A 22,061-nucleotide genomic window follows, 5' to 3' on the forward strand; every position below is an offset into this window, starting at 1 on the left:
ATGACGAAGGAGATCATCAAGGATGCCGAGGAACGCATGAAAAAGGCGGTTGAGCTCTTCCGTCAGGACCTGGCCGGCATGCGGGCGGGGCGGGCCACTCCGGCGCTGCTGGAGAAGGTGCGCGTCGAGGCCTACGGATCGCCGGTTCCGGTCAACAACGTGGCGACGATCGAAGTGCCCGATCCCCGCACACTGGTGATCAAGCCATGGGACCGCTCCCTGATCAAGGCCATCGAGCGGGCGATCAACGCCTCGGACCTGGGCCTCACCCCGGTCAACGACGGCGTGGTGATTCGCCTGAACGTCCCGCCCATGACCGAGGAGCGCCGCAAGGAGCTGGTCAAGGTCGTCCACAAGCGCACTGAGGAGCAGCGGGTGGCCATTCGCAACATCCGGCGCGACGCCAACGACCAGATCAAGAAGATGGAGAAGGACAAGGCCATCTCCGAGGACGAGTCCAGGCGGGCACAGGACGAGGTGCAGAAGCTGACGGACAGGTATATTAAGGAGAGCGAGCAGGTCATGGCCGCCAAAGAGAAGGAGATCATGGAGGTCTGACCGGTGGAAGGCGGTTCATGGCGGTGGGATCTCGTCGGCCTCCGCTGGACGGAGGCGGAGCCGATCCTGATTGCCCGCGGCCTCTCCTACACGTGGAAAATTACGGCGCCCCCCGGCCGCCCGGTGGGGATTGGTGAACTCCGGGTCGTTGCGCAGCGCGAGACGCCAGCGGGCCTGACCCTGGTGCTGGCGCACCGGGAGTACGCGCGCGGGGAACAGGCTCCAGGGCAGGGAGGTCGTGGAGGGGCGTGCTAGACGGTTTGAACAAGAACGCAGGGCAGGCGCGGGAGGCGTCCGCCAGTCTGGCCTCACACTCCAACGCGGGTGGGGCCCTACACGTCGCCATTATTATGGACGGTAACGGCCGGTGGGCGCTGCAGCGCGGCCTGCCCCGGACCGCGGGGCACCGCGCTGGGGTGGAGGCCCTGCGGGGGGTGGTGAAGGCCGCCCCCGAGCTGGGCATCAAGGTGCTCACATGCTACGCGTTCTCCACAGAGAACTGGAAGCGGCCCAAAGACGAGGTCGACACCCTGATGAACCTGCTCCTCGAGTACTGCAGGCTCGAGGCGACGACCCTCCACAAGAACGGGGTGCGCATCAACGCGATCGGCCGAATCCACGAACTGCCGCTGGCCCAGCAGCGGGAGATCGAGCGGGCGGTCAATCTCACGCGGGGCAACGATCGGCTCATCCTGAACCTGGCCGTGAACTACGGCGGCCAGGCCGAGCTGGTGGACGCCTTCCGCAGCCTGGCGGCGGAGGTCCAGGCCGGTCGGCTGGATCCTGCCCATATCGATGCGGCTGCGATCGCACGCCACCTGTACACAGCAGGATTGCCCGACCCCGACCTGGTGATTCGGACGGCGGGGGAGATGCGCCTTTCGAACTTCCTCCTCTGGCAGGCCGCCTATGCCGAAATCTGGGTTACGGACGTGTACTGGCCCGATTTCACCCGGGAGCATCTGGAACAGGCACTGCGCGACTATGCGCGGCGCGAGCGCCGGTTCGGCGCTGTCTAGGTTGCCTGGGCCCGGGATCGCCGCCGTCGGAGTAAAGCAGGTGACGCTGTGCTCGTTCGCATTCTGACGGGCCTTGTGGGTATACCGTTGTTCTTGGGCCTGCTGTATCTCGGGCAGTGGCCCCTCCTCGCGCTGGTCGCGGGGATGGGCCTTGTTGCCTTCTACGAGTATACGCGCCTCGGTCAGGCGATGGGTTTCAGGCCCTCCCTGGCCGTGGGCAGCCTGGCCGTGTTCGCCATCCTGCTCGCCGCGGGGCTGCTGCCGCCGACCGCCCCGCACCTCGGCGCGGCCGTGGCCCTGTCGGCGCTGGCGATCCTGACGTGGACGCTCGCCCGCCCGGTGGAGTATACCCCGGTCGATGCCCTGATCACCCTGGCGGGGGTGTTCTACGTGGGGATGCTGAGCCACCTCCTGCTCCTGAGGCGGCTCGGGGACGGAACCGGGTTCGACGCCGGGTTCGCATGGGTGGCCCTCGCGTTCTTCTGCACCTGGGGCGCCGACACCATGGCCTACTTCGTGGGCGTGCCGCTGGGGCGGCACAAGCTGGCGCCGAAGATCTCGCCGCAGAAGTCCGTGGAGGGGCTGCTGGGCGGCGTGGCCGGCGCCGCGGTGGTGGGCATGCTCTGGGGGCCGGTGGCGGGCATTGCACGCTGGCAGGGGCTCCTCCTGGGGGCGGCCATCGCGCTGATGGCCACGCTGGGCGACCTCACCGAGTCTGCCCTGAAGCGGGCCGCAGGAGTGAAAGACGCCGGGCACTTGCTGCCCGGCCACGGGGGCATTCTCGATCGGTTTGACAGTAGCCTGTTCGTGCTGCCGTTCGTCTATTATGTAGCGACTCTGATCTTCGGCCTCTCCTGAGCCGAAACAGGGCGGGAGGTTGAGCAGTGGATCGGGCCTGGCTCTTCTCGGTACTCGGACTTGTTGGTTTCCTTCTCCTCTCCTGGGCACTGCTCACGTACGGGCTGCCCCTGGTGATGCCCTTCGTGGTCGCACTGCTCATCGCGGAACTGATGGAACCCACCGTCCGGTGGCTGGTGCGCCGGGCCCGCATGCCGCGCACGCTGGCCGTGGCGGTGTCGCTGGTCGTGGTCATCGGCGTCCTGGTGGCCCTTTTCACCGTGGGCATCGCGTACCTCGTGGGCGAGATCCGCACGCTGATCAGCAATCTGCCCTATCTGTATGCGGCCGGGCTTGACTTCTCCGTCCAGCTGCTGGCGCAGCTGGAGGAGCTGGTCGGCAACCTGCCGGAGACGATGCAGGTGCAGATCAACGAAAACCTGGGCAAACTCCAGTCCACCCTGGTCGGCTACCTGGAGAGCCTGGCGAAGAACCTGGGGTTCGTCACCAGCGTTCCCGGCTTCCTTATTAACGTGGTGATCACGTTCGTCGCTACCTTCTTCATCGCGCGCGACCGGGAGGCCATCGGGAAGTTCCTCCTGTCGCTCTTCCCGGTCAAGTGGCGGGACCAGCTGCGGCAGGTGAAGACCAAGGTCTGGACCGACGCGATCGGCTGGGCGAAGGCACAGGTGCTGCTGATCTTGATGACGATGCTCGTCTCGATGCTTGGCCTTGCGATCATCGGGGCCAACTACGTGGCCCTGGCGGGCCTGGCCATCGGCATCCTCGACGTGCTGCCCATCGTCGGTCCCGGCGCCATCTATGTGCCCTGGGCGATCTATGCTGCCCTGACGGGCCGCTTCTGGTTCGGCGTCAAACTGCTTATTCTTTACGCCGCGGTGAGTGCGGCCCGGCAGGCGGCGGAGTCGAAGGTGGTGGGCGACCGCGTCGGCCTGCACCCCCTGGCGGTTCTGCTGTCGATCTACCTCGGCATCAAGTTTTTCGGTGCCCTCGGGGTGCTGTTCGGCCCGCTGATCACGATTCTGCTGAAGGCCATGATTACATCCGGCTTGCTGCCCATCTTCACCGACGATAGCCGCAAGATCTGAGCCCCTGTGTAATGAAGGAGTCTTGGTTCAATGAAGAACATCGCCATCATCGGCTCCACCGGTTCCATCGGCACCCAGGCCCTGGACGTGATCAACCACCTCCCGGGCCGCTTCCGCGTGGTGGCCCTGGCGGCCGGCCGTCAGGTGGAGGTGCTGGCCGAGCAGGCCCTGCGCCACCGCCCGCTGCTCCTCTCGGTGGCAGACGAGGCGCGTGCGGCAGAGCTGCGGCGGCTGCTGGCCCAGAGGGAAGACGGTTACCGGCCCGAGATCGTCTGGGGTGAGGACGGCCTGGAGCGGGTGGCGACGCACCCGGAGAGCGAGCTGGTGCTCACCGCGGTGGTGGGCGCCATCGGCGTCCGCCCGACCCTCGCCGCCATCGAGGCGGGCAAGGACATCGCACTGGCCAACAAGGAGACGCTGGTAGCCGCGGGCGAGCTGGTCATGGCCGCTGTCAGGCGGTGCGGGGTGCGCATCGTGCCGGTGGACTCGGAGCACTCCGCGATCTTCCAGTGCCTGGGCGGCTCGGACGCGGACCGGGTACGGCGGATCCTGCTCACTGCCTCCGGCGGCCCGTTCCGGGGGTGGAAGGACCTCTCCGGGGTAACGCCGGAGCAGGCGCTGCGCCACCCGCGCTGGTCGATGGGCGCCAAGGTGACCATCGACAGCGCCACGCTCATGAACAAGGCCCTGGAGATGATCGAGGCCCGCTGGCTGTTCGGCGTGCCCATGAGCAAGATCGAGGTCGTCGTCCATCCCCAGTCGATCCTGCACTCCGCCGTGGAGTTCTGCGACGGCAGCATCATCGCACAGCTGGGCCCCACCGACATGCGGCTGCCGATCCAGTACGCCCTCTGCTATCCCGAGCGGTGGGAAGGCTGCACGGCGCCCCTCGACCTGGCGGCGCTGGGCAGCCTCACCTTTGAGCGGCCCGACGAGGAGACGTTCCCGTCATTGCGTTACGCCCGTGAGGCCGTGGCGGCGGGCGGAACGATGCCGGCGGTGATGAACGCCGCCAACGAGGTAGCGGTGGGCCGTTTCCTGAAGGGGGAGATCCCCTTCACGGGCATCTTCGCCGTGGTGGCGGGCGTGATGGCGCGCCATGAGGTGGTGCCGCGGCCGGATCTGGATGCGATTCTGGCCGCAGACCGGTGGGCGCGGTCCGCAGCGCGTCAGCAGGTGGTGAGCGCGTGATCCCGGACGGGTGGCCGGCTGTGGCGGCCGGCCTGCCGGTGCCGGCACAATCGACCGTGACGGGCATGGGCGGTGGCCTGCGGGTGGCGAGCTTCGCGACGCTCGATTGAGCGGGACCCTGTCGTGTCAGTGGACCCCGGCTCTGCAGGCGCGGAACGTGGAGGACGGGCCGTTCCTTGCAGTGCGCCCCCCGGGTCGTTACAATGGGAGGGGCAGAACCGGCCGTGACAGACGCCGCCAACGGGGTGGCGGCGGCGTATTTGTGCAGACGAGCCGGAGCGCCTGAACAGGTGGTGAGCGTGTGACCCTGGGCAACTGGCTGTGGGCAATCCCGGTCTTCGGGTTGATGATCTTCATGCACGAGCTTGGGCACTTCGCAGTGGCCAAGTTCTTCGGCATCCGCGTGCGCGAGTTCGCACTGGGATTCGGCCCTAGCTTGCTCGGCTTCGACTGGGGCGAGACGCGGTACAGCCTGAGGGCCATCCCGCTGGGCGGATACGTCCGCATGGCGGGCATGGACCCGGGGGATACCGATGATCCCGACGGGTTCAACAACAAGCCGATCTATGCGCGTGCCCTCACGATCTTTGCCGGGCCCTTCATGAACTTCCTGCTGGCCTGCCTACTGTTCTCGACGCTGTTCTACGCGCAGGGCGTGCCGGTGGACGAGCCGGTCCTGGGCGAGGTCATGGTCGACTGCGAGGGCCACACCTGCCCGGCCGTGACCGCCGGGCTGCAGCCGGGCGACCGGGTGCTGACGATCAACGGCGAGCCCGTGAACTCCTGGACCGACATCCTGACCCTGGTGAGGGGCTCGGGCGGCGCGCCGGTGGAGATGCGCCTGGAGCGGAAGGGGCAGGAGTTCACCGCGGTCCTGACGCCGACGCTGGTGGAGGGGCGGTACATCATCGGCATCCAGCAGGCGACCCGGCCCGGGTCCTTCTGGAAGGCGCTGGCGCAGGGGCCTTCGCTGACCTACGAGTACTCGAAGGCCTGGGTGCTCGCGCTGGTGGACGCGCTGGTGGGCCGGCAGGAACTGCAGCTCACGGGGCCGGTGGGCATCACCCGTGAGATTGCCACGCAGGCCTCCGCGGGGCTGGACAACGTCCTCTGGCTGACGGCGTTCCTCTCGGTGAACCTCGGCCTGTTTAACCTGCTGCCGATCCCGGCGCTGGACGGTTCGCACCTGCTCTTCATGGCGGTGGAGGCCATCCGCGGGCGGAAGCTGGACCCGGAGCGGGTCAGCATGGTCCACTTCTTCGGGTTCCTGCTGCTGATGGGGCTCATCCTGGTGGTCACGTACGCGGACCTGAGGGCCATGATTCTGGGTCAGTGAGTCTTGGCGGCCGGCCCTGCGGCAACCGGGGCCGGCGCCTTGTACAGAGGGAGTAATGACAGGCGATGACGGAGCGGAGAAAGACACGGGCCGTGCGGGTAGGGCGTGTGCAGATCGGTGGCGGCGCCCCCATCTCCGTGCAGTCCATGACCAAGTGCGACACGCGCAACGTGCCTGAGGTGCTGCGGCAGATTCGGGAGCTTGAGGCCGCAGGCTGCGACATCGTGCGGGTGGCTGCCCCCACGATGGAGGCGGCGGAGTGCTTCAAGGAGATCCGCAAGGGGTGCAACATCCCGCTGGTGGCGGACGTCCACTTCGACTACCGGATCGCGCTGAAGGTGCTGGAGGCCGGCATCGACAAGCTGCGCATCAACCCCGGCAACATCGGCGCCCGCTGGAAGGTCGAGGAGGTCGTGAAGGCCTGCAAGGACCGGGGGGTGCCGATTCGCATCGGCGTCAACGCCGGTTCGCTGGAGCGCGAGATCCTCGAGAAGTACGGCTACCCCACGGCCGAGGGCATGGTGGAGTCGGCGCTCAAGCACGTGGCGATCCTGGAGGATCTGGACTTCCACGACATCGTCATCTCCATCAAGGCCTCCCGGGTGCCGATGATGATCGAGGCTTACCGGTTGCTGGCGGAGAAGGTGGACTACCCGCTGCACGTGGGCGTCACCGAGGCCGGCACGCCGTTCACCGGCACGATCAAGTCGGCGGTGGGCATCGGCACGATCCTGGCCGAGGGCATCGGCGACACGATCCGGGTCTCGCTCTCCACCGACTGCGTCGAGGAGGTGCGGGTGGGCTACGAGATCCTGAAGGCGCTGGGGCTCCGCACCCGGGGCGTGAACATCATCTCCTGCCCCTCCTGCGGCCGGGTGCAGATCGACCTGGTGAAGGTGGCCAACGAGGTGGAGCGGCGTCTGCAGCATATCGACGTGCCCCTCAACGTGGCCGTGATGGGCTGCGTGGTCAACGGCCCCGGCGAAGCGGCCGAGGCCGATGTGGCGCTCTTCGGCGGCAAGGGCGTGGGCATGCTCTACGTCGGTGGCGAGCAGGTACGCAAGACCACCGAAGAGGAGATGGTGGAGGCCCTGGTGGAACTGGTGGAGAAGAAGGCGGCCGAGATGAAGGCCGCGGGGCAGGTGCCCGGCGGCTACGGTCGGCACGAATCCCGGTAAGGAGGCAGCACGGTTCCGCTCGCGCTGCCCCGGTCACCGGCCGGGCAGGATCGCAAGGGAACAGCCAGTGAGGCGGCACGAGCGCGCCTCAGCCTCACTGGTCCGTAATCGGGAAGGCGCCCCCGCGACGGCTTTGCGCGTCGACGGGACGCGCCTTGTCGCGTATCCGGGACAGGTGATCCACCCTGTTACGGGGCGACGTCTTCGTCGACCACGAAGCCCTCCCGGATGTACCTCACCAGCTTGCGTGCCTCCCGCGGAACCCGCTACGCGGCCTCGGGGTGCTCCCACCAGCGATCGGGGTCGAAGCCCGGCAGAGCCACCGGGCCGGGGACCGCCCCTCGATCCACCGCGGCATGTATGTGCGCAGCGCCAGCAGCGACCGGCGCATGTGCCAGGGCAGGGTGACGGCGGGGCGGTTCTTCCAACGACGATTGCCAAGTGGCGATTGACAACCGCAGACTCAACTGGTAGTCTACCCCTAGCAAAAGGCGTTGAAGGGGAGCGCCCCGCAGGACCTGTCGCAGAGAGCCGGCCGCACCGGTGCGAGGTCGGCACAGCGTCGGCGAGGGCTACCCACCCTGGAGCCGCCGGCGACCGCCCCGAGGGGCCTGAGCCGCGCCGGGTTTCCCGCCGTTACCGGGGTTGGAGTGGGCCGGGACGTGCCCGGTCAATGAGGGTGGTACCACGGGAGCTAGGCCCCCGTCCCTTTCCGGGACGGGGGGCTTTTGATTTCCCCCGAACCGACTGCGCAGCCAGGCGCCGGTTCGGGGCACTGAAGGAGAGGTAGGGAATGAAAGAAGAGAAGGAGTTTGTCAAGGAGATCACGCCCCAGTCGGTGGACTTCTCCCGCTGGTACATCGACGTGATCCGGAAGGCCGACTTGATGGACTACACGCCGGTGCGTGGCTGCATCGTCTTCAAGCCCGACGGCTACGAACTCTGGGAACGCATCCAGGCCGGGCTCGACAAGCGGTTCAAGGAGACCGGTCACCGGAATGCGTACTTTCCGATGTTGATCCCCGAGTCCTTCTTCCAGAAGGAGAAGGAGCACGTGGAGGGGTTCAATCCCGAACTGCCCTGGGTGACGGAGGCCGGCGGCGAGAAGCTGGAGGAGCGGCTGGCCCTCCGGCCTACCTCCGAGACGATCATCGGCCACATGTACGCCCAGTGGATTCAGTCGTACCGCGACCTGCCGGTGCTGATCAACCAGTGGGCCAACGTCTTCCGCTGGGAGAAGCGCACCCTGCCGTTCCTGCGCACTTCCGAGTTCCTCTGGCAGGAGGGGCACACCGCCCACGCCACCGAGGAGGAGGCGCGGGAGGAGACCATGCGGATGCTGGAGGTCTACCGCGACTTCGTGGAGAGCGAGATGGCGATTCCCCTCTACGTGGGGCAGAAGACCCCGTCGGAGAAGTTCGCCGGGGCGGTGGACACCTATTCCATCGAGGCGATGATGAAGGACGGCAAGGCGCTGCAGGCCGGCACCTCGCACTACCTGGGCACGAACTTCGCCAAGGGGTTCGACATCAAGTTCCTGGACCGCGACAACCAGCTCAAGTACGTCCACACCACCTCGTGGGGCGTCTCCACCCGCCTCATCGGCGCGCTGATCATGGTGCACGGCGATGACCGGGGGCTGGCTCTGCCGCCGCGTCTGGCGCCGGTGCAGGTGATCATGATCCCCGTCGGCCCGCCCAAGTTCCGCGACAAGGTCATGGCCCGCTTCGACCCGCTCTTCGACGCTCTTCGGGCCGCCGGCGTGCGGGTGAAGTCCGACCTGCGGGAGGAGACGCCGGGCTGGAAGTTCAACGAGTGGGAGATGCGCGGCGTGCCCCTGCGGCTGGAGCTGGGCCCGCGGGACGTCGACAACAACCAGTGCGTGCTGGTACGGCGCGACACCGGCGAGAAGATCCCGGTGCCGCTGGACGAGGCGGTAGCGCGGGTGCAGTCGCTGCTGGAGGAGATCCAGCGCAACATGTTCGAGAAGGCCCGGGCCTTCCGCGATGCCAATTCACACCTGCATATCAACACGCTCGAGGAACTGAAGGCCCACATCGCCCGGTGCGAGGAGACCGGCGACATCACAGGCTTCGTGCTGGCCGGCTGGTGCGGCTCCGACGAGTGCGAGGCGAAGGTGAAGGAGGAGACCAAGTTCACCTCCCGGAACATCCCCTTCCACCCGCCGGTTCAGAAGCACGTCTGCATCACCTGCGGCGGCGAGGCGAAGTACACCGTCTGGTTCGCCCGGGCGTACTAAGAGGACTCCGGGCGGCAGCGCGGTGCCGGTGCCGCCCGGGACGGGACCCGAACGCAAAGCGACCTGGCTGCGGCCATTCCCGCAGCCAGGTCTTTTCGTACGCTTCGGTCTATCCGCACGAGACACGTGACGGTGCCGTCGGCTCACGCCCCCGTGAGCCAGCTTCGCCAGGAGTAGCCGATCACCACCCTGTACTCGCCCGGGGGTTCCGGCAGGCGGAACGACGGCTGCCTCCCCCAGAGCCACCCCCGGCGCACGACGTCGTCGTTTCCCTCCAGGGTGTAGGTGAGGCGGCCCCACGTGACGTCGGTGTGGTACGCCACCTGCACCAGGGCGCCCCGCCGCGCCCGCAGGGGATCGGTCACGCCCATGCCCTCCACGAGCCACCCACAGACATAGCCGAAGCCGGTGGTGTCGGGGCGGACCCCGTCGACCCAGACGTCGAACCGGGGCAGGTTGTCGCAGGAGATTCCGGGGCGGAGGAGCATGCCCCCGGTCAGCAGCACGGCCGCGGCGAGCAGTGCGATGGCGCGCCTGGCGCGGCGGGCCAGACTGGGCCGATCTGGGAGTCGACTCCGTGGGGTTACGGCATGGGCAACCTCCGCGAGAGAACGGTGAGCCAGAGGAGCAGTCCGGCGCCGAACACGAGCCCGGTGAGCAGGCTGCCCTCCGGCCCGTGGCTGGCGCCGGTGAGCCACCATGCGCCCACCGGCTTCAGGACGAACCAGCGGCCGACGGCGTTGCCGTACATGGGAAACCCCAGAAGCGTCCACTGCACCAGGTTCCAGCCGTAGTGGAAGCCCACGGCCGCACCGAGGCCGAGGCGGAGGTAGAAGAGGCAGGCCGACAGCGAGAAGAGCACGGAGTTGACGAATGTGAGGAACGTCTGGCCTCCGTTGGGGACGTGCAGCAGGTAGTCCACGGCCACCGAGAGCGCGACACCGGCGGCGACCGAGGTCCGCTGCGAGACCCAGCCCACCAGGAAGGAGCGGAAAAAGAGTTCTTCGAGCGTGACGATGCCCAGCATGAACAGCGGGTTGGTGAAGAGCAGGTGCCGGGGGTCCACGCCTCCGGGCACCGGTGCGGGGACGACGGCGCGCAGGCCGAGGAGCCCGGCCGCGACGGCCAGCATGGCCCCGCCACCGGTCAGCAGCCCCGCCAGGAAGCCACCTGCCTGTTGCATGGCCCACCTCCGCGAGGGTGCGCACCGCACGGGGCGGCACGCCGAATCGGGATGATCGCATTGATTAGACGCGCGATTACGACAGTCCTGCCCGCCGGACCGCTACACGCACAGCGGCGGCCGCAGCGACCGCAGTGCACGCCTGGCCGCGAAGTCCGCCAGCCAGGCCTGCGTGCCCGGGTCGGCGAAGAACGCCTCCGCCGCCGCCCGCCCGCGCGCGTACAGCTCCGCCTTACCCTCGGCGTCGATGTCGAACTGGGTGGTGCGGTACGGGGATGTATCGATGGAGATGGTGCGGACATACCACTGGTTCTCCAGGTCGCTCAGGTCACGGGCGCTGAGGATGGTGTTGACCATGGCCTGGACCAGTTCCAGCGGGGTGTCGGTCGGCTGCACCGCGTCGTCTCCGCCCCGCAGGCCGAAGCCGAAGGTGGGCAGGTGCGCCGGCCCTGCCATCGGCCGGAAGAGCCGCACGGGGAAGTTGGAGAGCAGCCCGCCGTCCACCAGAGTGGCCTTCACGCCGTTGGGGAGTTCCATCCGGTACGGCTGGAAGAAGAACGGGATGGCGGTGGAGGCCCGCACCGCGTCCGCCACCGGGAAGTCGTAGGGGTCGTCGAGCCCGTAGGGCGGCCGGGCCAGGTCGTGGGGGAAGACCAGCATGCGCCGGTGCGTGAGGTCGGTGGCCACGATCTGGCACGCCACCGGCAGATCGCGGAAGGTGGCGCGGCGACGGCCCAGCCGCTCGGCCAGAAGGTGGTCCACCTGGTCCAGCAGCGCCTCGCCCTTGAAGATCCCCTCGTGCAGCAGCAGATTGGCGACCTTCCAGCCCGAGGTGTCGCCGAAGCGGCGGAGGTCGAGTTCGTCGACAACCTGGCGCAGGGCCTCGGCCCGGTAACCCGCCGCCACGAGCGCTGCCACCAGCGCCCCGGCCGACGTGCCGGCCACCGCCCGCCAGCGCCACCCGAGCTCCTCCGCCACTGCCAGGGCGCCCACCAGGGCGATCCCCTTGACCCCGCCGCCCTGGAACACCGCTTGCGCCAGACGCACCATTCCATCCACCCCCGGCACCCGTCTCGGTTTCCTGGGCATTCTACGCCGGCTGTCGCGGCGGGTTGCTCCGTCCACCGCCTGAGCGCGGTCTGCCAACGCCTTTCGTCCGCTCTCACCGCCGGGGTTGCGAATGAGAATCAGTCTTGACACGCAGCGCCGAACTCACGCATAATTCTGGCCGAGGAGGAGTTTCCCGAAGGAAAAAGTCTTGGCCGAACGAAAAAGCGGGGGCGGCCAGCCCCTTCTTTGGAGGCCAAGAGTTGGCGCAGGCTAAAACTGTTGGCCAAACGACAAACCTGGGGGGAGGCAGTCTCTATGGGAGGGCGCCGAATGGTGGGGGTTCTCGCGAGTGCCTGCCTGCTGGCTGCGCTGGTGGCTGGCTGTGGCGGGCGGGGAACCGGAGCCGGGGACGGCCGGATTCCGGTGGTGACGACGACCGGCATGGTGGCGGACCTGGTGCGGAACGTCGGGGGTGAGCGGGTAGCGGTGACGGCCCTGATGGGGCCGGGCGTCGATCCGCACCTGTTCAAGGCGTCGGAGGGTGACATTGCCAGGCTGCAGCAGGCGCGGATCATCTTCTACAACGGGCTTCACCTGGAGGGCCGCATGGGCGACATCCTCGTGAAGATGGCCCGGGAGAAGCCGACGGTGGCCGTGGCGGAACGGATCGCGCCCGAACGCCTGCTGGTCACCGAGGACGGGGTGGAGGATCCGCACATCTGGTTCGACGTGTCGCTCTGGATGGAGGCGGTGGAGGTGGTGCGCGACCACCTGACGGAGCTGGACCTCGACGGGAGGGCCGTCTACGCGCAGAACGCCCAAGCCTACCGCGCCGAACTGGAAGAACTGCACACCTACGCCCGGGAGCAGCTGGCCACCATTCCGGCGGAGCGGCGGGTGCTGGTGACGGCCCATGACGCCTTCGGCTACTTCGGCCGGGCCTACGACGTGGAGGTGATGGGCCTGCAGGGCGTCTCCACCGCAGCCGAGTACGGCCTGGCCGACCTGCAGCGCCTGGTGGACGTGCTGGTGGCCCGCGGGATCAAGGCCGTCTTTGTCGAGTCCAGCGTGCCGCGCAGCTCGATCGAGGCGCTGGTGGAGGGCGCCGCGGCCCGGGGGCACACGGTAACCATCGGCGGGGAGCTGTTCTCCGATGCCCTGGGACCGGAGGGTACACCGGAGGGTACCTACGTGGGCATGGTCAGGCACAACGTCGACACCATCGTGGCGGCGCTGCGGTAGCCGCCCGGCGCCGGCGAGCGGAGGTGGTGCGTATGGCGGCGGAGAGCGAACTCGCACTGGTCGTCCGTGACCTCACCGTGGCCTACCAGCGGCGTCCGGTACTGAAGGACGTGAACCTCTCGCTGCCCGAGGGGCGGCTGATCGGCATCGTCGGCCCGAACGGGGCGGGCAAGTCCACCCTGATGAAGGTGGTGCTGGGCATGGTGCCGCGGCTTTCGGGTGAGGTCTGGGTCTGGGGGCGACCGCCCGCAGCGGCGCGCCAGGAGATCGGCTACGTGCCCCAGCGGACGGCGGTGGACTGGGACTTCCCCACCGACGTGCTCGACGTGGTCATGATGGGCCGGTACGGGACGCTGGGGCTGCTCCGGTGGCCGGGGGCCCGGGAGCGGGAACTGGCCATGGCCGCGCTGGAGCGGGTGGGCATGGCCGAGTATGCCCGCCGGCAGATCAGCCAGCTTTCGGGCGGGCAGCAGCAGCGGGTCTTCCTGGCCCGGGCCCTGGCGCAGGACGCGCGGCTTTACTTCATGGATGAGCCCTTCGCCGGGGTGGACGCGGCCACCGAGAGGGCCATCGTGAACTTGCTGCGCGGGCTGAAGGCCCGCGGCCGCACGGTGGTGGTGGTGCACCACGACCTGCAGACGGTGCGGGAGTACTTCGACTGGTTGGTGCTGCTGAACGTCCGGGTCATGGCCGCCGGTCCGGTGGAACGGGTCTTCACCGCGGAGAACCTGACCCGCACCTACGGCGGGCGGCTGGGCAGCCTGGCCCACGTGGCCGGTGCCTCGCCGGCGCCGCTTCGGACATCGGGAGGAGACTGAGCCGTGGACGCCAACACGCAGTGGGTGATGACGGGTACCGCGCTCCTGGGGGTGGCCGGGGGGGTACTCGGCTCCTTTGCCCTGCTCCGGCGCCGGGCGCTGGTGGGCGACGTGCTGGCGCACGCCGCACTGCCGGGCGTGGCAGGCGCCTTCCTGGCGACGGGTACCAAGGCGGTCGGACCGCTATTGGCGGGGGCGGCCATCGCGGCCGTGGCGGGTGTTCTGACCATGTCGGCCATCGCGCGGTTTTCCCGCCTGAAGGCAGATGCCGCGATGAGCCTGGTGCTCACGGTCTTCTTCGGCCTGGGCATCATGCTGCTGGGGGCGGCGCAGCGCTCGCCCGGCGGGAACCAGAGCGGGCTCGACAAGTTCCTCTTTGGTCAGGCGGCGGCGATCGTGGGGCGCGACGTGCGGGTGATCACGCTTGCGGCCGCCCTGCTCTGTCTTCTGGTCCTCCTGCTGTTCAAGGAGTTCAAACTGCTGGCCTTCGACCCGGAATTCGGCGTGGGGATTGGCCTGCCGATGGCCGCGGTGGAACTCGTGTTCAACCTGGCGGTCGTGCTGGCGGTGGTGATCGGGCTGGAGGCGGTGGGCGTGGTGCTGATGGCGGCGCTCCTGGTCACGCCGGCCGCGGCGGCCCGCTGCTGGACGGACCGGCTTCACCTCATGGTGCCCCTGTCCGGGCTGTTCGGGGCCCTCTCCGGCGCCCTGGGCACCGCCGTCTCCCTGGTGGGACCCCGGATGCCCACCGGCCCGCTGATCGTGCTGGCGGCCACCGGCATCTTCGTGGCATCGCTGCTGCTCGCGCCCCGGCGGGGGCTGCTTGCCCGGTCTCTGCGGAGCCTGCGCACCCGAAAGGCGGCGCAGCGGGAGCGTCTACTGGTGGCGCTGTATGACCTGGCCGAGGAGGCAGCGGGCGCCGGCAACGCCCCTGCGGTGACGGCCGAGGCGCTGGAGCGGCGGCGGGGAATCCCGGCACGCAGCGCGGGCCCACAGCTGGCGCGCCTCGCCAGGGAAGGGCTGGTGGATGAGGCGGGCGGAACCTGGAAACTGACGGGCCGGGGGCTCGCCGAGGCCTACCAGGCGGCCCGCAGCGAGCGACTCCATCTGGTCTACCTGATGCATCAGGCCGACCTGGACGGCGGGATGACGGACCAGGGCGTGCGGCCGGCATTTGCGCCGGAAATCGTGCCGCAGCTGGAGCAGTGGCTCCGGCAGCACGGGCTGGAGCCGCGGCTGCTGCCCGGGCACACCGCGGGGGAGGTGGGGTAGATGGGCGCACTGGCGCCGCTGGTGATCATCCTCGTGGGGGCGCAGGTGGCGGGGGCGTGCGCGCTGGTGGGCTCGTTTCTGCTGCTGCGGCGGATGACCATGCTGGGCGACGCCATCAGCCACGCGGTGCTGCCCGGCATTGCCGTGGCGTTCTTGCTCTCCGGCCGGCCGCAGTCGCCGTGGGCGCTGCTGGGGGCGGCGGCCTTCGGGCTCCTGTGTGCCTATCTGGTGCAGGCCCTGCAGCGGGCCGGGGTGCGGGAGGACGCCGGTAACGGCGTCGCCTTCACCGGGCTCTTCGCCCTGGGCGTGCTCCTGATCTCGGCCTTCGCGGACCATGTGCACCTGGACCTCGACCACGTGCTCTACGGGGAGATCGCATATGCGCCCTGGGACCTGTGGCTGGTAGGCGAGCGCAGCCTCGGCCCCCGGGCGCTCTGGACCACGGGCGGTATCTTTCTGCTGGATCTGGCGGCCGTCCTCTTGTTCTACAAGGAACTGAAGTTCTGCGCCTTCGACCCGGAGACGGCGGAAGCGGCGGGCATCAACGTCAGAGCCTTTCACTACCTGCTGATGACGCTGGTATCGGTGTCGGCCGTGGCGGCTTTTGATGCCGTCGGGGCCATTCTGGCGGTGGCCATGCTGGTGGTGCCGTCCGCCACGGCCTACCTGCTGACCGACCGGCTCTCCGTCATGCTGGGGCTTGCCGTGGGGCTGGGGGCCCTCGCCAGCGCCCTGGGATACCTCCTTTCCCGGGCTACCGACACGTCTGTGGCCGCAGCCATGGCAGTGTCCGCGGGCGGGCTGTTCGCACTGGCTTTCTTCCTGGCCCCCCGGCACGGGCTGGTGGCGCGGTGGCGCAGGCGACGGTCGGACGGCTGAAGCGGCCAGAACTGGGGAAGTCTAGCAAGGGGGAACTTCGGAGGGAGGAAAAAGGGCGGGACGTACGGAATACACTACCGAGACAGGCCAGGCGGGTGCGGCCTGCTCGCCCGGGGATCGGGCCGGTGCAATCGGAGGTAACGTTTTGATGAGAGTGGCTGCGGTCATCCCCGCGTTTAACGAGGAAGAGACCATTGCCGATGTTGTTTCTGTTTGTGTAAGGGTACCGGAGATCGAGGAGACCATCGTCGTGGACGACGGTTCCACGGATGAGACGGCTGCAAGAGCGAAGGCGGCAGGGGCCAGGGTGATCTCGCATGCGGAAAACCGGGGGAAGGCTGCGGCGATGAAGACGGGTTTCGAGGCCACGACCGCCCCGGTTCTGCTTTTTCTCGACGCGGACCTGATCGGCCTCCAGCCCGACCACCTGCAGGACCTGCTGCGCCCGGTGCTCGCCGGGGAGGCCGACATGACCGTCGGCGTGTTCGGCGACGGCCGCGTGGCCACCGACCTGGCGCAGATGGTGGCGCCCTACCTGTCGGGGCAGCGGGCGATTGTCCGCAGCGTTCTGGCCGGCATGTTCCAGCAGGAACCCGACGCGGAGCAGGTTCGGTTCGGCATCGAGGTCGCAATCACCAAGTACGTGCGGAGCCACGGCTGCCGGGTCGTGGAGGTGGTTCTGGAAGAGATGACCCACCGCATGAAGGAAGAGAAGTTCGGCCTGATGAAGGGTGCAGCGGCACGCCTGAAGATGTACTACGAAATATTAAAATATGTACAGAAGGGATAGTATAGATTGCTAGAGTATTTGCAGGCGAACTTCTACTCGTTCGCACAAGAACTCTGGGAGAATCTCGTCCCGCTGTTCGTGGCTGCGCTGGCCGGCGGCGTGGTGGGCCTGGAGCGCGAGGCCACCAACCGGCCGGCGGGCCTGCGCACGCACGTCCTGGTGTGCGTGGGCTCGGCCCTGATTATGAAGGTCTCGATCGGCATGTACCAGTTGGTGCTCGCCACGGGAGTCGGCAACGCTGACCCGGGGCGCATCGCCGCGCAGGTTGTGAGCGGCATCGGCTTCCTCGGCGCCGGCACGATCATGCGCGAGGGCGCCAACATCCGGGGCCTGACGACCGCCGCCTCGCTCTGGGTGGTCTCGGCCATGGGCCTGGCGGTGGGGGCGGGCCTGTACCTGGAGACCTTCGTCGCCGTGGTGCTGGTGCTGCTCACCCTGAAGACCCTCTCCCAGGTGGAGCGCCGGTTCATCTCGCGCGGCGGCTACCACTCGCTGGTGGTCCACGTCACCGACACCCCGGGCAAGCTGGGCGAACTGGCCTCCATCTGCGGGCGGTGGGGCTGCACCATCAACAACGTCGCCATGCGGGCAGGTCCCCTGCCCGGGACGATCGAGATCACCTTCGCGGTCAAGCCGACGGGCCGCGGGGGCATCGACATGTCGGGTTTGATCGGCGACCTCATGGCGACGGAAGGGGTCATCGCCGTCACCGAAGAAGATTAAAGGAGATCGGTGCGGGCGCGCGGGCCCAGGCCCTCGCGCTCGCGTTCCTTGCAGCCGCCGCGCCCGCTCGCCGGGCCGCGGCGGAACGATTTCCAGGCTTGGGGTGAGCCATTCTGATGTCACCGCAGTCCGACTGGCTCTCGCTGGTCGATGTGGCCCAGCTGCCCCCGGAGGCGCAGGCGTTCCTGGGTGCGGCGAAGGTGGTGCGCGTGGATGTGCGCCTGCGCGCCCGAACCGTCGCGCTCCATCTGGAGAGCCCGGTGCGGCTTCCGCTGGAGCAGCGCGAAGGCGTGGCATCCGCCATCGCCGCGGGATGCTTCGGCGACCTGGCCGCGTCGGTTACCGTGGTACCGGTACGGGTGGCCGACCCGCAGGCGGACCCCGCCCAGCGCCTGGATGAGGCCTGGCCGGACATCCTGGTGCAGCTGAAAGCGGCGCTTCCGCTGGTCAACGGCATTCTCGACAAGGCCGAGCGGCGGGTGGAGGGCGCCTGGCTGGTGCTGGAACTGCCCACCGCCGCCCAGGCCGAGGTGGTGGAGCGGCGCGGCGTGGTGCCCGTGCTGGAGCGGCTGGTGCGGCAGGAGACCGGCTGCGGCCTGCAGGTGCGGGTGACGGCCCGTCCTGCGCCCAGGCCGGCGGCTCCCCCGGTCCCCGCGGAGCCGGAGGATCCCTTCGCCGACCGGGAAGAGGAGGAGGTGCCGCCGCCGCCCGAGCCGATCCCGGCCGACGACCTGGCGGAGGCCTACCTGGAACAGTGGATGCAGCGCCAGTCCGCCTTCGGCAAAAAAGAGGCGAAGAGCGCCCCGCCGCCATCCGAGGGGGTCATCAAGGGCCGCGCCATCCCGGACGATGCGCCCGTACGGCGGATTGCCACCATCACCGAGGAGGAGAACCGGGTGGTGATCGAGGGCGAGGTGGTGGGCCTGGACAGCCGCGACCTGAAGAGCGGCCGCCAGCTCATCTCCTTCGGCGTCTGCGACCTTCTGCGCGCCGAGCACCCTGGCGACCTGGGCGACACACTTCCCGTCAAGCTCTTCCGCGACCCCCAGAAGGACCCGGACTACCTGGCGGTGCTGAAGAACGGCGCCTGGGTGAAGGTGCGGGGGAACGTGCAGGTGGACAAGTTCTCCGGCGACCTGACCCTGCTGGCCGACGACGTGATGGTGGGCCAGAGGCCGAGCCGGCAGGATGGGTATGAGGGCCCGCTGAAGCGGGTGGAACTGCATGCGCACACCACGATGTCGGCGATGGACGCCCTGATTGACCCGGCCGACCTGGTGAGAACCGCCGTGAAGTGGGGCCACAAGGCGGTGGCCATCACGGACCACGGCGTGGTCCAGGCCTTCCCCGCCGCCAGCCACGTGAAGGTTCCCGACGACTTCAAGGTGATCTACGGCTGTGAGCTCTTCCTGGTGGACGACGGGGCGCCGGTGGTGCTCCGGCCGCCGGAGAACGTGCGCCTGGCCGACGCCGAGTTCGTGGTGCTGGACATCGAGACCACCGGCTTCTCCCCCATCGGCGACGACATCATCGAGCTGGGCGCGGTGCGGTACCGAAACGGCGAGATCGGCGAGTCGTTCCAGCGCTTCGTGCGCCCGTCGAAGCCGATTCCCGAAGACGTGCAGAAGCTGACCCACATCACCAACGAGATGGTGGCCGACGCACCCGAGCCTGAGGTGGCCCTGCGGGAGTTCTTCGACTTCGTCGGCGACGCCATCATCGTGGCCCACAACGCCCAGTTCGACTACTCCTTCCTGCGCTACCACCGGCAGAAGCACCTGGGCGAGCCCTTCGAGAACCCGGTGCTCGACACCCTGACCCTGGCCCGGGCGGTGCTGCCCCACATGCGGAGCCACAGCCTGGCCGCGCTCACGAAGGAGTTGAACGTGGAGCTTGTCGACCACCACCGGGCCGATGCCGACGCGCGGACGGCCGCCATGGTGCTGGCCAAGCTGCTGGAGCTGGCGGCAGAGCGGGCGGAGGGCGTCGAAAGCGTCGCCGACCTCAACCGCCTCACGCGCACCATCAACGCCGAGCAGCTCCGGGCGCACCACGCCACCTGCCTGGTGAAGTCGCAGGTGGGCATGAAGAACCTGTACAAGCTCATCAGCCTTTCCCACATCGAGTACTTCAACCGCACGCCCCGCGTGCCGCGGACCGAGCTGGAGAAGCACCGGGAGGGGCTTCTCATCGGCTCGTCCACCTACGGGGGCCACCTCTTCGATGCCCTGCTGCGCGGCGTGCCGGAGCCGGAACTGGAGCAGCTGGCCAGCTGGTACGACTACCTGGAAATCCTGCCCCGCGACTGCCTCGCCTTCCTGCTGGAGCAGGGCCAGGTGAACTCCGAGGAGCAGCTGCTCTCGCTCAACCGGCGCATCTACGAGCTGGGCAAGCGGCTGGGCAAGCCGGTTGTGGCCGTTTCCGACGCGCACTTCCTGGACCCGCACCAGCAGATCTTCCGCCGCATCCTGAAGCACGGCATCGGCTTCCGGGATGAGTACGACGGCCCGTTCTACCTGCGCACCACCCAGGAGATGCTCGACGAGTTCGCCTACCTGGGCGAGGAGGCGGCCTACGAGGTGGTGGTGGCGAACCCCAACGCCATCGCCGAGCAGATCGAAAAGGTGAAGGTGGTGCCGGACAAGCTCTACCCGCCCAAGCTGGAGGGCTCCGAGGAGGAGACCCGGCGGCTCTCGTGGGAGAAGGTGAAGCGGGTCTACGGCGACCCGGTGCCCGAGAAGATCGCACAGCGGCTGGAGAAGGAGCTGAATGCGATCATCGGCAACGGCTTCGCCGTGTCGTACTACATCTCGCACCTCCTGGTGAAGAAGTCCAACGAGCTGGGCTACCTGGTGGGCTCCCGCGGTTCCGTGGGCTCCTCCTTTGTCGCCTGGGCCATGGACATCACCGAGGTGAACGCCCTGCCGCCGCACTACATCTGCCCCTCCTGCAAGTACCTGGAGTGGCATGACGACGGCAAGACCGGGTCGGGCTTCGACCTGCCCCGGAAGAAGTGCCCTCGCTGCGGCACCGAACTGGACCGCGACGGCCAGGACATCCCATTCGAGACCTTCCTGGGCTTCAAGGGCGACAAGGTGCCCGATATCGACCTGAACTTCTCGGGCGAGGTGCAGAACCGCATCCAGAAGTACTCCGAGGAGCTGCTGGGCGGCGAGAAGTACGTCTTCAAGGCCGGCACGGTGGGCACCATCGCGGAGAAGACGGCCTACGGCATGGTGCGGGCCTGGCTGGAGGAGAACAAGATCGCCGGCGTCCGCGAGGCGCACATCGGCTACCTCGCCCAGGGCGTGGCCGGCGTGAAGCGCACCACCGGCCAGCATCCGGGCGGCATGGTGGTCTGCCCCGTGGGCATGGAGATCGAGGAAGTCACGCCGGTGCAGTACCCGGCCGACGACCGCAGCTCCGGCGTGAAGACGACGCACTTCGATTACCACTCCTTCGAGCAGGCCCTCATGAAGCTCGACATCCTCGGCCACGATGACCCGACGATGCTGAAGGTGCTCCAGGACCTCTACCGGCAGAAGACGGGCAACCCCGACTTCGACATCCGCAAGGTGCCGGTAGACGACCCGGACGTGCTGGCGCTCTTCCGGCCCGGCGGCAACCGGGTGCTGGGCATCGAGGACGGGAAGCTTCAGTTCGACCTGGGCACCATCGTGCTGCCCGAAATGGGCACGCGGTTCGTCCGGCAGATGCTCATGGAGACCAGCCCCCGCAACTTCTCCGACCTGGTGCGCATCTCGGGCCTCTCCCACGGCACCGACGTGTGGACCAACAACGCCCAGGAACTGGTGAAGAAGGGGATCCCGTTCCAGGACGTGATTGGCTGCCGCGACGATATCATGGTGCAGCTGATCTACTGGGGCGTCGAGCCGGCCACCGCCTTCAAGATCATGGAGTCGGTGCGCAAGGGCCGCGGCCTCACCCCCGAGATGGAAGAGACGATGCGATCCTGCCACGTGCCCGACTGGTACATCTGGTCGTGCAAGCAGATCAAGTACATGTTCCCGAAGGCGCACGCCGCGGCGTACGTCCTCTCCTGCCTGCGCATCGCCTGGTTCAAGGTGCACGAGCCGACGCTCTTCTACGCCGCCTATCTCACGGTGCGGGCGGGCTCGGTGGACGCGAACCTGCTGGTGCAGGGCCCCGAGGCGGTGCGGCGGTACGTGCAGGAGATCGAGGCCAAGGGCCGCGACGCCACGCCCAAGGAGAAGGACTCCCTCACCGAGTACGAACTGGTGGAGGAGGCGTTCCTGCGGGGCATCCGCTTCGCCCCGGTGGACCTGTACCGGTCCGACGCCACCAGGTATCAGATCGTCGGGGACAAGCTTCTGCTCTGCCCCTTCAACTCGCTGGCCGGCCTGGGCGACAGCGCCGCACAGGCGATCGTGGAGGCCCGGGCGCAGGGGGAGTTCCACTCGAAGGAAGACCTGAAGAACCGGGCGCGGCTGAACAAGGCCGTGATGGAACTGCTGGAGAACCACGGGTGTCTGAAGGGGCTGCCGGAGGGCAACCAGCTGGTGTTCGCGTTCTGAGTGCGAAGGGGGAGGATGGGCCGGGACCCATCCTCCCCTGGATGATCTGCTGCCGGCACC

Annotated in this window: 19 protein-coding genes; 16 read left to right on the top strand and 3 right to left on the bottom strand. The window is 68.2% G+C overall.

What is annotated here, in order from left to right; all coding sequences use genetic code 11:
• The 9 genes from frr to proS all read left to right on the top strand — a co-directional run bounded on the left by frr (position 1) and on the right by proS (position 9,488).
• Complete coding sequence (gene frr, locus AB2385_RS02560) at positions 1-558, top strand: ribosome recycling factor (RefSeq protein WP_367653355.1); 558 nt, start codon at positions 1-3, stop codon at positions 556-558.
• A gap of 3 nt (positions 559-561) precedes the next feature.
• On the top strand, positions 562-813 hold the full coding sequence (locus AB2385_RS02565) for a hypothetical protein (RefSeq protein ID WP_367653356.1): 252 nt from the start codon (positions 562-564) through the stop codon (positions 811-813).
• Entirely contained in the window at positions 807-1,577 is a 771-nt protein-coding gene (locus AB2385_RS02570; RefSeq protein WP_367653357.1) for an isoprenyl transferase, read from the top strand. Before AB2385_RS02565 ends, AB2385_RS02570 begins: the two co-directional genes overlap by 7 nt.
• 48 nt (positions 1,578-1,625) lie before the next feature.
• Positions 1,626-2,435 carry a phosphatidate cytidylyltransferase gene (locus AB2385_RS02575; protein WP_367653358.1) on the top strand — a complete coding sequence of 270 codons (810 nt, stop codon included), beginning with the start codon at positions 1,626-1,628 and terminating at the stop codon, positions 2,433-2,435.
• Positions 2,436-2,461: 26 nt separating this feature from the next.
• The gene (gene ytvI, locus AB2385_RS02580) at positions 2,462-3,523 is read left to right on the top strand and encodes a sporulation integral membrane protein YtvI (RefSeq protein ID WP_367653359.1); all 1,062 of its coding nucleotides are present in this window, start codon (positions 2,462-2,464) and stop codon (positions 3,521-3,523) included.
• A 30-nt stretch (positions 3,524-3,553) separates the two neighbouring features.
• Positions 3,554-4,714 carry a 1-deoxy-D-xylulose-5-phosphate reductoisomerase gene (locus AB2385_RS02585; protein ID WP_367653360.1) on the top strand — a complete coding sequence of 387 codons (1,161 nt, stop codon included), beginning with the start codon at positions 3,554-3,556 and terminating at the stop codon, positions 4,712-4,714.
• Between the two features lie 301 nt (positions 4,715-5,015).
• The gene (rseP, locus tag AB2385_RS02590; RefSeq protein ID WP_367653361.1) at positions 5,016-6,050 is read left to right on the top strand and encodes an RIP metalloprotease RseP; all 1,035 of its coding nucleotides are present in this window, start codon (positions 5,016-5,018) and stop codon (positions 6,048-6,050) included.
• A 65-nt stretch (positions 6,051-6,115) separates the two neighbouring features.
• Entirely contained in the window at positions 6,116-7,228 is a 1,113-nt protein-coding gene (ispG, locus tag AB2385_RS02595; RefSeq protein WP_367653362.1) for a flavodoxin-dependent (E)-4-hydroxy-3-methylbut-2-enyl-diphosphate synthase, read from the top strand.
• Positions 7,229-8,021: 793 nt separating this feature from the next.
• On the top strand, positions 8,022-9,488 hold the full coding sequence (gene proS, locus AB2385_RS02600) for a proline--tRNA ligase (RefSeq protein ID WP_367653363.1): 1,467 nt from the start codon (positions 8,022-8,024) through the stop codon (positions 9,486-9,488).
• Between the two features lie 143 nt (positions 9,489-9,631).
• On the opposite strand, the gene AB2385_RS02605 is transcribed toward proS, so the two are convergent.
• The 3 genes from AB2385_RS02605 to AB2385_RS02615 form a co-directional block, all read right to left on the bottom strand.
• Positions 9,632-9,976: a hypothetical protein gene (locus AB2385_RS02605; protein WP_367653364.1), complete on the bottom strand. Its 345-nt coding sequence runs from the start codon at positions 9,974-9,976 to the stop codon at positions 9,632-9,634.
• 95 nt (positions 9,977-10,071) lie between these two features.
• Positions 10,072-10,671 carry a CPBP family glutamic-type intramembrane protease gene (locus tag AB2385_RS02610; RefSeq protein ID WP_367653365.1) on the bottom strand — a complete coding sequence of 200 codons (600 nt, stop codon included), beginning with the start codon at positions 10,669-10,671 and terminating at the stop codon, positions 10,072-10,074.
• A 102-nt stretch (positions 10,672-10,773) separates the two neighbouring features.
• On the bottom strand, positions 10,774-11,721 hold the full coding sequence (locus AB2385_RS02615; RefSeq protein ID WP_367653366.1) for a patatin-like phospholipase family protein: 948 nt from the start codon (positions 11,719-11,721) through the stop codon (positions 10,774-10,776).
• Positions 11,722-12,051: 330 nt separating this feature from the next.
• Between AB2385_RS02615 and AB2385_RS02620 the strand changes: the two genes are divergently transcribed.
• From AB2385_RS02620 to AB2385_RS02650, 7 genes are all read left to right on the top strand, one after another.
• Complete coding sequence (locus AB2385_RS02620; RefSeq protein ID WP_367653367.1) at positions 12,052-12,963, top strand: zinc ABC transporter substrate-binding protein; 912 nt, start codon at positions 12,052-12,054, stop codon at positions 12,961-12,963.
• Positions 12,964-12,995: 32 nt separating this feature from the next.
• Positions 12,996-13,781 (top strand): metal ABC transporter ATP-binding protein, encoded by a 786-nt coding sequence (locus AB2385_RS02625; protein WP_367653368.1) that lies wholly within the window; start codon positions 12,996-12,998, stop codon positions 13,779-13,781.
• Positions 13,782-13,784: 3 nt separating this feature from the next.
• Positions 13,785-15,053, top strand: coding sequence for a metal ABC transporter permease (locus AB2385_RS02630; protein WP_367653369.1), 1,269 nt, complete (start codon positions 13,785-13,787; stop codon positions 15,051-15,053).
• Positions 15,054-15,932 (top strand): metal ABC transporter permease, encoded by an 879-nt coding sequence (locus AB2385_RS02635; RefSeq protein WP_367653370.1) that lies wholly within the window; start codon positions 15,054-15,056, stop codon positions 15,930-15,932.
• 148 nt (positions 15,933-16,080) lie between these two features.
• Entirely contained in the window at positions 16,081-16,722 is a 642-nt protein-coding gene (locus AB2385_RS02640) for a glycosyltransferase family 2 protein (protein ID WP_367653371.1), read from the top strand.
• 6 nt (positions 16,723-16,728) lie between these two features.
• Positions 16,729-17,445, top strand: coding sequence for an MgtC/SapB family protein (locus AB2385_RS02645; protein ID WP_367653372.1), 717 nt, complete (start codon positions 16,729-16,731; stop codon positions 17,443-17,445).
• Positions 17,446-17,561: 116 nt separating this feature from the next.
• Positions 17,562-22,001 carry a PolC-type DNA polymerase III gene (locus AB2385_RS02650; protein ID WP_367653373.1) on the top strand — a complete coding sequence of 1,480 codons (4,440 nt, stop codon included), beginning with the start codon at positions 17,562-17,564 and terminating at the stop codon, positions 21,999-22,001.
• The last annotated feature ends 60 nt before the right edge of the window (positions 22,002-22,061 follow it).

The organism is Symbiobacterium sp. (assembly GCF_040797425.1).
Classification (GTDB): domain Bacteria; phylum Bacillota; class Sulfobacillia; order Symbiobacteriales; family Symbiobacteriaceae; genus Symbiobacterium.

Coding starts and splice junctions, on each gene's coding strand:
- AB2385_RS02640 (WP_367653371.1), top strand. CDS start 16,081: ATGAGAGTGGCTGCGGTCATCCCCGCGTTTAACGAGGAAGAGACCATT.
- AB2385_RS02585 (WP_367653360.1), top strand. CDS start 3,554: ATGAAGAACATCGCCATCATCGGCTCCACCGGTTCCATCGGCACCCAG.
- ispG (WP_367653362.1), top strand. CDS start 6,116: ATGACGGAGCGGAGAAAGACACGGGCCGTGCGGGTAGGGCGTGTGCAG.
- AB2385_RS02635 (WP_367653370.1), top strand. CDS start 15,054: ATGGGCGCACTGGCGCCGCTGGTGATCATCCTCGTGGGGGCGCAGGTG.
- AB2385_RS02615 (WP_367653366.1), bottom strand. CDS start 11,721: ATGGTGCGTCTGGCGCAAGCGGTGTTCCAGGGCGGCGGGGTCAAGGGG.
- proS (WP_367653363.1), top strand. CDS start 8,022: ATGAAAGAAGAGAAGGAGTTTGTCAAGGAGATCACGCCCCAGTCGGTG.
- frr (WP_367653355.1), top strand. CDS start 1: ATGACGAAGGAGATCATCAAGGATGCCGAGGAACGCATGAAAAAGGCG.
- AB2385_RS02650 (WP_367653373.1), top strand. CDS start 17,562: ATGTCACCGCAGTCCGACTGGCTCTCGCTGGTCGATGTGGCCCAGCTG.
- AB2385_RS02610 (WP_367653365.1), bottom strand. CDS start 10,671: ATGCAACAGGCAGGTGGCTTCCTGGCGGGGCTGCTGACCGGTGGCGGG.
- AB2385_RS02625 (WP_367653368.1), top strand. CDS start 12,996: ATGGCGGCGGAGAGCGAACTCGCACTGGTCGTCCGTGACCTCACCGTG.
- AB2385_RS02620 (WP_367653367.1), top strand. CDS start 12,052: ATGGTGGGGGTTCTCGCGAGTGCCTGCCTGCTGGCTGCGCTGGTGGCT.
- AB2385_RS02605 (WP_367653364.1), bottom strand. CDS start 9,976: ATGCTCCTCCGCCCCGGAATCTCCTGCGACAACCTGCCCCGGTTCGAC.